The following is a 13,473-nucleotide window of genomic DNA, read 5'->3' as shown; positions in this document are numbered from 1 at the left end:
ACATTGTATTAAATTTATTAAGGTAAATTACTATTCATGAAATTTAAATAAATATTTGTTCATGCTTTATAGATGGCAAAGATATTAAATAAAAAAACAAGTAATGTTAGTTAAATGTTATCTTATTATGTCGCAAATGTTATCAACTTTAAAAACATAGCAAGACGTATGTATGAAATGTTTCATACAAATGTATTTTTTGATAACAAAAAAAATATCAATCGATAAAATGTTTATGAAAGCAACTCATAAACAATAAAAAACTATCTGTATTATTATTTTGTAAATAATCAATTAATAATTTGCAAAATAAATAGCCTATTTGTTTTTTACACTACTTTCGTTTATTTGCAGTATCATTGGTACAACTTCGTGATAAATATGCTTATCACCTTTAATATTCTTTAGTAAAAGTTTGCAGGATAAGGCACCTGTCTCATGTGCTTGATCTTTAATAACAGAAAGCCTTGGAGTCATAAACCTATCATATTCAGCATCAGTAAATCCTATTAAGGCTACATCACTAGGGATATCCAAACCCACATTACGTATTGCATCAAAAGATGCATAAGTAATGATATCATTAAATGCAATTATTGCGTCTGGGCGATCTGGTCTTTTTAATATTTCAATGACATTATTACGAGCCATCTCATAATCTATTCGTTGACAAGAAACGAGAGTGCGATCTATCGGTATACCGTTAATTCTCAAAGCCTCAAGATATCCATGCTTACGCCTGCGTACCATATCCAAATGGTTTGGACCACCAATAAAAGCGATCCTCCGACTTCCTGTATCTATAAGATGTTGAGTTGCTTCTTGGGCAGCCTCATCACCATTTGCGGTAACAGTAGAAAATATATCAGGCAAACAAGTACGGGCAAAAAACACCAATGGGATACCCATATTATTAATTTCCTGAAAGTGAGCATAATCCTCAGTATCTTGAGCCAGACAGGCAATAATACCTTCAACATGCATATTGATGAAATTGTCTATGACACGAGTTTCTATAATATGATTTTCATGACTATTCGCACTTATTACCGAATATCCTTCACGAGCTGCAAAATCTTCTATCCCTTCTAACACAGAAGCATAATAATGAGCTACAATGTTCGGAACTACTACACCAATTACACGAGGAGCCTCCCTCCTTAAACTCTGTGCAAATGGATTTGGACGGTAATTTAATTGCTTAGCTAATGCTTTTACACGTACTTGCATCTCTTTTCCTATTTCAGGGCTTTCTCTGAGCGCACGAGAAACAGTCGCAATACTCACTCCAAGTTCACGAGCAAGATCTTTAAGGGATGTACGATGTTGTTTTTCCATTGTAAGCAATAAATAGTATATACAGTTTCAGCAATGCCGAAATTATGGCAAAGTTATAAAAAACTAATGAATTCGCAAACGTTTACGTACATTTTTTGAATAAATTTGATATCGTCTGCACAAAAATAACGTATCTTTGCAATACGAATAAAAGAATGAGTAATGAATAGTTGATAATAAGTTAGTTAGAAACTACGGATTAAGACAGTCGAGAGACCCTCTTAATCCTTTTTTTATAAATATATATTAAATATAATATTCAGCAGAATCTATAAGACCAGCTCGCAAGGCATATTTTGTAGCTTCGTGCACATTATTTACTGACAATTTTCTGAATATATTTTTTCTATGCGTATTAATAGTATGGAAACTGGAGAATCTCTTATCTGCAATTTCTTTTGTTGTCATCCCCAATGCTATATCTTTAAGAATATCTGTTTCTGTTGGCGTTAATTTAACTCTTTCGGTCTGTTCTGATGAGGGAGCAAGCAACTGTTCTGTAATACGCTGGCAAATATATCTGTGTCCTTGCATTGCAAATGCTATTGACTCTTTTATTTCAGGCAAAGGCGATTCTTTAAGAACAATACTAACACATGGACATAATGCGATGACCTGATGTACCATATCTATACTCAAATCTTCACTAAAAAGTATCCAATGCACATTACTGAATCTCAATGTTAATATCTGTAATTCTTCAACATCATTTATATCAAAAAGAGTATAGTCCATAATTACAACTGATTCAGGAAACAATTTAAGTTGTTCCATCATTTCACTTTTGTCTTCTACAGACTTATATTCTGCTCCATCAAAAGTCTGGCATATATACATTAGTCCAGCTCTCGTTATGTCTTGTTTGTCTGCGAAACAAAAATGTAATTTCATATTTTCAGTCGTTTTTGTTTATGACGCAAAGTTAAACATTTTATGGAAAAATCAAAAAAATATCTCTTTTTATATCGTTTAATTTATATTTTTTGTATCTTAGCTGAATAATAATATAATACAACTATGGAAATAAACAGTAAAGCTAAAAAAATAAGAATATACGTCAGCAATACGGATATGTACAAACATGAGCCTTTATTCCAATATCTTGCTCGTACAGCACGAGAGTTAGGTCTGGCTGGCGCTACTATATATAAAGGTATAATGGGATATGGAACTAGTAGCGATCTTATTCCGCCTTCTTTCTGGGAATTCGCAGAGAAAGTTCCTGTCACTGTAGAGATTATTGACGATGAAGAACCTATTAATGATTATTTATCAACAATAAAGCCTCTTCTTGAGAAACAGCCTAAAGGGTGTCTTATTACGATTCAAGATGTGGATGTGAAATTCATAAAACACGGAGAGGAACATTAAATGTTCCCCTTCTTTCTTTCTACTTTTCCATAAATTTTTTAGCCGCACGCAACTGATGTCTCATTATGCTAAGAAATTCTTGGCTCTCTTGCAGTATATTTAAATAGACCAATGATACTTCAAGTTTGCTGTCATCACCATCATTCTGCATACGGTCTATATGATGTTTACGAAGTGCCGACATTTGGTTTTTAAGATTGTCAGCTTCTGCCAGTACCTGGTCATATTGATCATAGCGGTTCGTACTAATCATATGTTCACTATTTTTCATTAAGCCCTCTATTTCACGACGAATCGGTTCAAACTCTTCAGAGTATTCTATAGGTAAAGGGGTAAAATTATTATCGATATGCTCCTTTACAGGTTCAAGCATACGTGTAAGGCAATATATAAACTGTTGGTCGCTGTTTGCACCGAGGTGAAACCAAGTATTTCTTTCCAATGCTATTTTTTTGGGAGTACGACGCAATGCTAATAGCTCTTTACGACGGAACTTTTTAAGTTTGTCTCTTTCATCCTTTAGTTCTCTACTGCAGCGCCGTAAATCTCGCAAATTCTCATCACGTAATCCTCCTAATATTGAATTATACTGGTCAAGTGCAAAACGGGCTACAAAACTCTGTGTACGTGAAACATACTTAGTAAGCAAATCCCATACTATTTCAGGATCACGTGTACGCATCATAAGTCTGAATATATCGTCCTTTTTTTCTTCTTTTACCTTTTTACCATATTTGATATTACTATGCAACAACAAAAAGACATCAAGAGCCATAAATAAGAACATTGCAACAAAACCTCCAAAATGCATTAGTATACATACAATTGCACATATTGCAAACGCTACACCTGCTGTAATAAACCATCCTCCTATTACAGATATGACTCCTGTAACCCTGAATACAGCACTTTCCCGACTCCATGCATGGTCGGCCAACGATGCACCCATAGCCACCATAAAGGTTACATATGTAGTAGATAATGGCATTTTATAGTTTGTACCAATAATTATAAGTATACTGGACAATACCAAGTTGACGGCAGCCCTTATCATATCAAACGCAGCACCATGAGCAATTATAGCGTCATCTTTATTAAAACGACTCTCTATCCAGTCTTGTGCTTTTTTGGGTATCACTCCTGCCACTGATTCACCAATATCTTGTGCGGCACGCACGATGCTCCTTGCTGCACGTGATGAACCGAACATTTCTTCACCCTCATCCTGACGCGAGAGATCTACACTCGTCTTCACTACATTTTGGGCCTTCTTTGATGTTGCCATTGAAATGATCATAATAATACCTGCCATCATAAGATATGGAGCAGGAGTCTTGGCCGATTCCATAAGTGATGTCATCATAAATGTTTTATCATGACCAAGACCATTTGCAATGAAATCCTGAAAAGAAGATAGGCCCGCTAGTGGCACACCTATAAAATTGACAAGATCATTTCCTGAAAATGCCATAGCTAATGCAAAGGTTCCAACAAGGACTATTATTTTAAATACATTTACTTTAAGAAGATGCAAGACTTCTACAAAGATAGAGGACCCCAAAAAGATGCCCAACATGATGACCGTCGTATTATTTTTTATCCATTGCTTATAAAACTCGCTGATATAAGGGGATTTGGCAAGCCCTTGTATGAAAATAAAATAAGCAAGAGTTGTAAATGCGATGGCTCCAAAGACTGCTACTGTATACCGAAGGTGCTTTGTATAATTGAATGTAAAGATTAAACGTGAAATCCATTGAACTATAGTTCCAAAAAAGAAGGCAATAGCAACACTTACAAAAATAGCTATAATAACACTTAGCGCCTTATCACTATTAAGTAAATCATTAAAACCTAAATTGGGATTTGCACCCATCTTAAGTAACGCAAGTACAAATGTGCCCCCAAGAAGTTCGAATACCAATGATACTGTTGTTGATGTTGGAAGCCCAAGTGTATTGAACACATCCAATACAATAACATCCGTTATCATAACAGCAAGAAAGATTGTCATACATTCATTGAAAGAAAAATTTGATGGATTTATTATTCCATGCCTAGCAACATCCATCATTCCGGCACTCATCACCGCACCTATCACGACACCAAATGAAGCAACTATCAACACAGTCCTGAATTTAGCAACTTTGGCACCTATTGCAGAATTCAGGAAGTTTACGGCATCATTACTGACTCCCACAAAAAGGTCAAACACAGCCAAGATAAGCAAGAAAACGACAATAACCAGATAAATTGATTCCATATAATGATTGTTACATCTTAATTTAGGATGCAAAATTAATATATATATATTACAGGACTTTTAAACAGATGTTTCATTTTTGTTACAAAGACAAGAAATGCATATAAAATCTGATATTTTTATCTATTTATATTACGAATATCATTCTATGGGTATATTTATGTCAACAAAGGGAATATGAAATACTGAAAATCAGAAACAACAAAATGCAATATATGTAATATTAAAGACTCATAATTATGAGTCACCCCCTAACCATTTACAGCATTAGTTTTTAAGTTTACGACTGAGGGTGACTGCAAAGTCGTTATAGGTTCTTTGTTTTCAAAAAAAAACGTTTTCAAACCTCAACCTCACTAATACTGTGTAAATATATACATATCAACATATTAGATGAGTGAGGTCTGTTTTTAAAACCTCACTAAACCTCACTATGTCTTTTTCCAAAGGTGGTTGACTGTTTAATTGTTAATTGACAATATAAGTTGTCTTAAATAATTACTTTTTTAAAATTATTATTTCAGGTTGACTGCGGAACTTATTTCCGCACAAGAGATGGATAATCTTATTTTGTATATTCTATAATATTGCAGATAAAAAACGGTATAATTTCCCCTTTATTTTCGAAACGTATTCAAGTAAATATTTTAATAATTTGTATATATAGAAAGTCATTTCTGCAACAAATATATAAATTAAATTCATCATATTAAAAGCATAAATGCAACGACACAAATCAACTTATTTTGTTAGACAAATCAACTTATTTTGTTGAGTAAAACAAGTTGATTTGCATATTGAAATAAGTTAATTTTTAAGGGTATATATGTATGATTTAATCGTTAAATATTAAGGTTTGAGGTTAGTGAGGTTTGAAAAACAAACCTCACTCGTCTAATATGTTGATATGTATATATTTACACAGTATTAGTGAGGTTGAGGTTTGAAAACTTTTTTTTGAAATAACGATTAGTTAAACTGCTTTTTACAAGTTTTTCTGTGATATACACAACGTTTATTTAATTCCGCCAACGATAAACACAATTAGTATACCCAATAAAACTATAACATTAACTATACAAAGACTGACACCAATTTATCTTATATTAAAAAATGAGTATATTAAAACATACTCTGTTAACTAAAAAGCCGTTTTAATTTACGCTGAGTTACATAAAAAAACGAAAGTGCAAAGAAATAATCAGGAATATTTGTGATTTTAATCAGGATTTATTGTATATTTGCAACCTAAAATATTGATACTTTTCTAAATGGACAATATTGATACGACCCACGTTCTTACACAAACTGTAGACGAATTGTCTTCTAAAGAATCGTTAAAGGGCCTCTTTCATCAACATAGGGAAGGTTACCCATTACCTTCAAGCAAAGCTCTAGAAGAAATTATAGAGTTAGCTCGTGCTATCCTTTTTCCTGGATATTTCGGCAAGTCAACAGTTAACATAAGAACAATACGCTACCACATAGGTGTAAATGTTGAAAGGTTACATAAATTGCTTACTGATCAAATATTAGCAGGACTGTGTTTTCAGAATACAGAGAATTCTGAAGATTGTGAATCAACATTCAAGTCAAAGAGTAATAACGCTGAGTTTATAGCTACAGAACTAATAGGCAAATTACCACAAATAAGAAAAATACTTGCTACAGATGTAACCGCAGCATATAATGGAGATCCTGCAGCTAACAATTTCAGCGAAATAATAAGTTGTTATCCTGTAATAAAAGCTCTTACCAACTACAGACTTGCTCACGAGTTAGTCTTAATGGGTGTACCTCTTATACCTAGAATAATGACAGAGATGGCTCATTCAGAGACTGGCATTGATATCAATCCTGAAGCTAAGATAGGACATCATTTCACAATAGACCATGGCACAGGTGTTGTAATCGGTGCTACATGTATTATCGGGAATAATGTCAAATTATATCAGGGCGTCACTCTAGGAGCTAAAAGTTTTCCATTGGATGATAAAGGCAATCCTATAAAGGGAATTCCACGCCACCCAATATTAGAAGATGATGTTGTAGTTTATTCTAACGCTACAATTTTAGGGCGCATAACTATAGGTAAGGGCTCTATCGTAGGAGCAAACATCTGGGTAACAGAAGATATGAAACCACAAACAAAAAAATACAAGAAATTATAACCACAAGATGGAACAAGAATTTGAATTGATTGCCAAAACATTCATGGGACTGGAACCTGTATTGGCAAAGGAATTAACAGAAATGGGTGCCAACGCTATTCATATAGGACGGCGTATGGTTTCGTTTAAAGGAAACAAAGAGATGATGTACCGTGCAAACTTCCAATTGCATACGGCGATCCGTATTTTAAAACCTATCAGGAATTTCAAGGCAAATACAGCCGATGACGTTTATGATGAAATAAAAAAGATAGACTGGGATGAATATCTGACACTGGACAAAACATTTTCTGTTGATTCAGTTGTCTTCTCAGAAGAATTCAGACATTCTAAGTTTGTGGCATACAAAGTTAAGGATGCGATTGTCGACCAATTTAGAGAAAAGACAGGTAAACGCCCCAATATTAGTATTACCAATCCTGATATAAGACTCAATATTCATATTGCAGATGATAAATGTACACTAAGTCTAGACTCAAGTGGAGAAAGCCTGCACAGAAGAGGCTACAGGCAAGAGTCTGTAGAGGCACCACTAAACGAGGTTTTGGCTGCAGGCATGATTCTTCAAACAGGATGGAAGGGTGAGACAGATTTCATAGACCCGATGTGTGGTTCTGGAACTCTGCTTATCGAGGCTGCGCTTATTGCTCACAACATGAATCCAGGTGTATTCAGAAAAGAATATGCTTTTGAAAAATGGCCTGATTTCGATAAAGACCTTTTCGACAGTATTTATAATGACGATTCGCACGAACGAGAGTTTGAACACCATATTTATGGCTACGATATTGATATGAAGGCTGTAAATACAGCTAGAATAAATATTAAAGCAGCAGGTTTGTCTAACGACATAACTGTTGAGATGGCAGATTTCAAGGATTTCAAACAGCCTGCTAACAAGAGTATCCTAATTATGAACCCTCCTTATGGTGAACGTATTTCTACACCAGATCTTCTTGGTACTTACAAGATGATAGGAGAACGCCTTAAACATCAATTTATGAATAATGATGCTTGGGTTCTTAGTTATAGAGAAGAGTGTTTTGAACAGATTGGATTAAAACCCTCAATAAAAATACCTGTATACAATGGTTCTTTAGAATGTGAATTCCGCAAATATCAGATATTTGACGGTAAATTCAAAGAGTTTAGAAGCGAAGGAAATATTCTTAAGACAGATGAGGAAAAGAGGGCCATGGCTGAGGCTCACCGTTTTAAGAAAAATCGTGAATTCAAAAAGCGTATCGGAGAAGAGGAAGAAAACGAGGAGGGCGATATTCGCTCATTCAAGTTCCATCATTCTTTTGAAGATGCAAGAGATGATAGAAGGTTTGGCGGTAGAGATGAACACAGGTTCGGTGATAGACGCGAAAGAAGATTTGGAGATAGAGGTCCTAGAAAATTTGGAGACAATGTTAAAAGTAAATTCGACGCAGATAAAGGCAGCAGCAAGTTTGGTGCTAAACGTAAACGTTTTAACAACAATGGCAAAGATTAAAATTTTAATTTTATTATTGCTATCAACCATAACTATGAGTGCTCAGAAGCATTTTACCCTAGAAGATCTTAACTTTGGAGGTAACAATTTTCACAACATGCGCCCTGAAAACCGTTTCAGCACGTGGTGGGGTGATGAATTGGTAAGGACTGATGTCGAAAAATGCTACATAATAGACAAAGATAACGGCAAGGAAAAAGAACTACTTTCTTTAAACGATGTAAATAGATGGATTGGAATTAAAGACAGTTCAAATATAGTACGTTCTCTATTATATGCATCCTTTCCATATCCTAACAAAGATCTATTACTTGTTAAGAACGAGAATAGCCGGTTCCTTATCGACTTCAAGAGGCACAAACTTGTATGGCAACAGTCATGCAAAGATGAAAGTAACACTGACTGGAACTCGAATAGTCGTGCTACAGCTTTTGTAAAAAACAATAATCTTTTTGTTAATGATTGTAATGGAAAGACGGCACAGATTTCTACAGACGGAAGCTATGATATAGTGTACGGACAAAGTGTCCATCGTGATGAGTTCGGAATATATAAAGGTACTTTCTGGAATAAAGCCGGTAATAAATTGGCTTTTTATAGAATGGACCAAAGTATGGTCACTGATTACCCACTTGTAGACATAAATACGCGTATTAGTACAGAGACGCCGATTAAGTATCCGATGGCGGGTGAAAAAAGTCATAAAGTAACCGTAGGTGTTTATGACCTTAAGACTGGCAATATAGTTTACCTTGATGCAGGCGACCCTACAGACAGATATTTTACGAATATAGCCTGGGGACCTGACGACAAGACTATATATATGATAGAACTGAACCGTGACCAAACAGATATGGCCTTAACCTGCTATAATGCTGAAAACGGTAAAAAGACAGGCGTATTATATACAGAACACGACGATAAGTACGTACATCCTATGAATCCTATTGTCTTTCTGCCATGGGATAATAGCAAGTTCTTGATAAGAAGTCAAAAAGATGGATATGACCATCTTTATATATTTGATACTGCAACTAAGGAATTAAGACAGTTGACAAAAGGGAAATGGGTAGTAATGGATTTGCTTGGCTTTGATTCTAAAAACAAGAATGCAATAATACTATCAAGAGAAAAGAGTGCTATTCAGGTAAATGTTTTTGCTGTTAATATCAAAAGTGGTAAAAGAACATTACTTGATAACGGACGTGGATACCATTGTACAAATACAGATGAAGGTGGTCACCACTCAATCAACCTAAGTTATAGTGGAAGATACGTTTGGGACAATTTTTCGGAACCTAATGTTCCACGCCAAATCAATATTATTAATACAGAAAGTGGTAAGAACACTGTATACCTTAAAGCTGCAGATCCATGGAAAGGCTATAATGTACCTGACATAACTTGCGGCACTATAAAAGCAGCTGATGGTCGTACAGACTTATTTTACAGAATGGTAAAACCCATTGGGTTTGATTCAAAAAAGAAATATCCTACTATAGTATATGTATATGGTGGTCCGGGTATCCGCAATGTAGATGCTACATGGCACTACAACACACGTGGATGGGAAACGTATATGGCTCAAAAAGGTTATTTGCTATTCATATTAGACAACCGCGGTAGTTGTGACCGAGGCCGAGATTTCGAACAAGCAACGTTCCGCCACCTTGGTGTAGAGGAGATGAAAGACCAAATAAAAGGTGTAGAATTTCTAAAGAGCTTAAGTTATGTAGACTCAACAAGAATGGGAGTACACGGCTGGAGTTTCGGAGGGTTCATGACAACATCACTTATGACAACATATCCAGATGTCTTCAAAGTCGGTGTAGCAGGAGGCCCTGTAATAGACTGGAAATGGTATGAGGTAATGTATGGTGAGCGTTATATGGATACTCCTAAGACAAATCCTGATGGATACGCAGAAACAAGTCTTCTTCATAAAGCAAAAAATCTTAAGGGTAAGTTGCAGATTATTATAGGTCTGAACGATCCAACCGTTGTACCACAACATGCCCTTTCATTTATAGAGGCATGCATAGAAGCCGGAACACAACCGGATTTCTTCGTATATCCAGGAGAACCACATAATATGCGAGGCCATAAAAGTGTACATCTACACGAAAGAATTTCACAATATTTCGATGATTACTTAAAATAGGAATTAATTAAAATATAAATAAGGATGAAAATACTATTGTTAGGAGGCGGCGGAAGAGAACACGCCTTAGCTTGGAAAATAGCACAAAGCAAAAAAATAGAGAAATTATACATTGCTCCAGGAAATGCAGGTACAGTAAACCTAGGGGAAAATGTAAATATCAAAGCCGATGACTTTGAAAAATTAAAAGACTTTGCCGTTGACAATAATATAGATATGGTCATAGTAGGACCAGAAGATCCTTTAGTGAAAGGTATTTATGACGATTTCAAAAATGATGAACGAACAAAAAACATTCCTGTAATAGGACCATCAAAGCAAGGTGCTGTTTTAGAGGGATCCAAAGATTTTGCAAAGAGTTTCATGCAACGCCATAATATCCCTACAGCAAAATATCACACTTTCAATGGAACAAGCATAGACGAAGGACTGGCATTTCTAGAAACATTAGAACCTCCATACGTATTAAAAGCTGATGGACTATGTGCCGGTAAGGGTGTACTTATATTACCTACTCTAGATGAAGCCAAGAAAGAGTTTAAAGACATGCTTGGCGGTATGTTTGGCAATGCTTCTGCATCTGTAGTAATCGAAGAATTCCTAAGTGGAATAGAATGTTCTGTCTTTGTACTTACAGACGGAAAGAATTATAAGATTTTACCTGAAGCTAAAGACTACAAACGTATAGGAGAACATGATACAGGTCTCAATACCGGAGGTATGGGTAGCGTAACCCCTGTACCATTTGCTACTAAAGAATGGATGCAGAAAGTTGATGAAAGAATCATACGCCCAACTGTAGAAGGACTTGCTGAAGAAAATATTGATTATAAAGGATTTATATTCTTCGGACTTATCAATGTAAAAGGCGAACCTATGGTAATTGAATATAACTGCCGCATGGGTGATCCTGAAACAGAAAGTGTAATGCTTCGTCTCAAAAGTGACATAGTAGACCTCTTTGAAGGTGTTGCCAAAGGTGACCTAGACAAACGTTCAATCGAATTTGATAAACGGGCAGCCGTATGCGTCATGCTGGTAAGTGGAGGCTATCCGCAGGAATATGTAAAGGGATATACAATAAAAGGCATCGACCAAGTTGAAGGCAGTATTGTATTCCATTCAGGTACTGCAACAAAAGACGGACAAATAGTAACCAACGGCGGACGTGTGATAGCAGTAAGCAGTTACGGAGATAATAAAGAAGATGCCTTAAAAAAATCTTTTGAGGAAGCTCAAAAAATACAATTCAAGGACAAATACTTCAGGAGTGATATAGGACAAGATTTATAATGGTAGTAAAAAGATTACAAAATAGAGTTGCAGAGAGCCGTTTAGCGCTCCCTGCAATTGCAGTTTATGCAATAATAATGTGGATAACATCAGGATTATTCACCAAAGGACTATGGTTGCAATTTGCTCTATTCGTAATATCAACATATCTTATTGTTGAGATGAACAATAAGTATGCACTAATACGTACATATAGTCGTATGGTTTCTTGTTCTTTTCTTGTTATGACCCTTGCAGCTTCAGGACTATTATATTCTGTAAGTGGAAATATTGTACAGTTGTGCTTTGTTGCATTCTATACCCTACTATTTAATTGCTATCAAAATAAGAAGTCGGCAGGATGGACATTCTATGCATTCTCATGCTTAGGTTTGGCCAGTCTATTGTTTGTACAAATACTATACTTTATACCTGTGTTATGGTTAGTAATGTTGTTTAATATTCAATCACTGAGTTTCCGCACCTTTTGGGCATCTATATTTGGAATTATTGTCCCATATTGGATTCTTGGTTGTTATTATCTTGTAAATGGGGATTTGGCAAACATAGCTACTCACTTTGCAGCGCTGGAACAATTCGGAACCTTTGCACAATTCACCAGTCTTACTGTAAATAAAATTGCAACATTCGGATATGTCTTAATATTGGCCCTTATCGGTAGCATACATTTCATGCGCAAAAATTACAACGACAAGATTCGTATCAGAATGATTTTCAATACATTCATAGTGATGGATCTACTGTCTGTAGTATTCATCATACTACAACCACAGCACTACGATATGCTCATCCGGCTGATGATTATCAATACATGCCCACTTATAGGACATTTCATAACACTTACAAAAACATGGATAACCAACATCGGATTCTACATTATCCTAATTTCTTCTATTCTCCTAACTATATTTAACATATGGGCTCCATCATTCAGTTTTTAACAGAATATGGATATACTGGCATGTTCGTTGCGGCTTTTCTAGCAGGTAGTTTTGTCCCATTCAGCAGCGAAGCTGTTATGCTTGTTCTATATGCGACAGGGTTACATCCATGGACTCTTATAATCAGTGGTACGATAGGCAATGTGGCCGGTAGCATGTTCAATTACAGTATAGCCCGCTTCGGTAATATAGACTGGATATCCGAACATCTACATGTAAAACAGGAAAAATTGGACAGAGCAAAACAAATTATGTCTGGCCGTGGAGCATGGATGGGGTTCTTTGCATTTTTACCAATAGTTGGACGTCCTATTACAATTGTACTAGGACTTATGCGCTCTAACATTATAATATCAATAACTAGTATATCAATCGGAAAGATACTGAGATACATTATACTTATTTTTGGTGCTACCTTAATTTTCGGTTAAAAAAAC

Annotated in this window: 10 protein-coding genes; 7 read left to right on the top strand and 3 right to left on the bottom strand. The window is 35.4% G+C overall.

What is annotated here, in order from left to right:
- Nucleotides 1–318: 318 nt before the first annotated feature.
- Nucleotides 319–1,338 (bottom strand): LacI family DNA-binding transcriptional regulator, encoded by a 1,020-nt coding sequence (locus tag XYLOR_RS00755; RefSeq protein WP_036876098.1) that lies wholly within the window; start codon nt 1,336–1,338, stop codon nt 319–321.
- 246 nt (nt 1,339–1,584) lie between these two features.
- Nucleotides 1,585–2,229: a helix-turn-helix transcriptional regulator gene (locus XYLOR_RS00750; protein WP_036876096.1), complete on the bottom strand. Its 645-nt coding sequence runs from the start codon at nt 2,227–2,229 to the stop codon at nt 1,585–1,587.
- Nucleotides 2,230–2,355: 126 nt separating this feature from the next.
- On the opposite strand from XYLOR_RS00750, the gene XYLOR_RS00745 reads away from it, so the two are divergent.
- Nucleotides 2,356–2,709: a DUF190 domain-containing protein gene (locus XYLOR_RS00745; protein ID WP_245601928.1), complete on the top strand. Its 354-nt coding sequence runs from the start codon at nt 2,356–2,358 to the stop codon at nt 2,707–2,709.
- Nucleotides 2,710–2,728: 19 nt separating this feature from the next.
- Here the strand turns inward: XYLOR_RS00745 and XYLOR_RS00740 are convergent, their stop codons facing one another.
- Complete coding sequence (locus tag XYLOR_RS00740) at nt 2,729–4,972, bottom strand: inorganic phosphate transporter (protein WP_036876095.1); 2,244 nt, start codon at nt 4,970–4,972, stop codon at nt 2,729–2,731.
- Between the two features lie 1,271 nt (nt 4,973–6,243).
- On the opposite strand from XYLOR_RS00740, the gene XYLOR_RS00735 reads away from it, so the two are divergent.
- The 6 genes from XYLOR_RS00735 to XYLOR_RS00710 are packed head-to-tail and all read left to right on the top strand — an operon-like array spanning nt 6,244 to nt 13,467.
- On the top strand, nt 6,244–7,143 hold the full coding sequence (locus XYLOR_RS00735) for a serine O-acetyltransferase (protein WP_036876094.1): 900 nt from the start codon (nt 6,244–6,246) through the stop codon (nt 7,141–7,143).
- Between the two features lie 7 nt (nt 7,144–7,150).
- Nucleotides 7,151–8,641: a THUMP domain-containing class I SAM-dependent RNA methyltransferase gene (locus XYLOR_RS00730; RefSeq protein WP_036876092.1), complete on the top strand. Its 1,491-nt coding sequence runs from the start codon at nt 7,151–7,153 to the stop codon at nt 8,639–8,641.
- Nucleotides 8,628–10,802 carry a S9 family peptidase gene (locus XYLOR_RS00725; RefSeq protein WP_036876089.1) on the top strand — a complete coding sequence of 725 codons (2,175 nt, stop codon included), beginning with the start codon at nt 8,628–8,630 and terminating at the stop codon, nt 10,800–10,802. Before XYLOR_RS00730 ends, XYLOR_RS00725 begins: the two co-directional genes overlap by 14 nt.
- 24 nt (nt 10,803–10,826) lie before the next feature.
- Entirely contained in the window at nt 10,827–12,095 is a 1,269-nt protein-coding gene (purD, locus tag XYLOR_RS00720) for a phosphoribosylamine--glycine ligase (RefSeq protein ID WP_036876087.1), read from the top strand.
- A complete protein-coding gene (locus tag XYLOR_RS00715) occupies nt 12,095–13,036 on the top strand; it encodes a hypothetical protein (protein ID WP_036876085.1) in 942 nt (313 codons plus the stop codon). Before purD ends, XYLOR_RS00715 begins: the two co-directional genes overlap by 1 nt.
- The gene (locus XYLOR_RS00710; RefSeq protein WP_036876082.1) at nt 13,012–13,467 is read left to right on the top strand and encodes a YqaA family protein; all 456 of its coding nucleotides are present in this window, start codon (nt 13,012–13,014) and stop codon (nt 13,465–13,467) included. The genes XYLOR_RS00715 and XYLOR_RS00710 overlap by 25 nt, the downstream gene beginning before the upstream one ends.
- Nucleotides 13,468–13,473: the final 6 nt, after the last annotated feature.

The sequence above is a fragment of the Xylanibacter oryzae DSM 17970 genome, assembly GCF_000585355.1.
Lineage (GTDB): Bacteria > Bacteroidota > Bacteroidia > Bacteroidales > Bacteroidaceae > Prevotella > Prevotella oryzae.
Note: the sequence above shows the minus strand (reverse complement) of the source record. Positions and strands in the feature narration are given on the sequence as shown.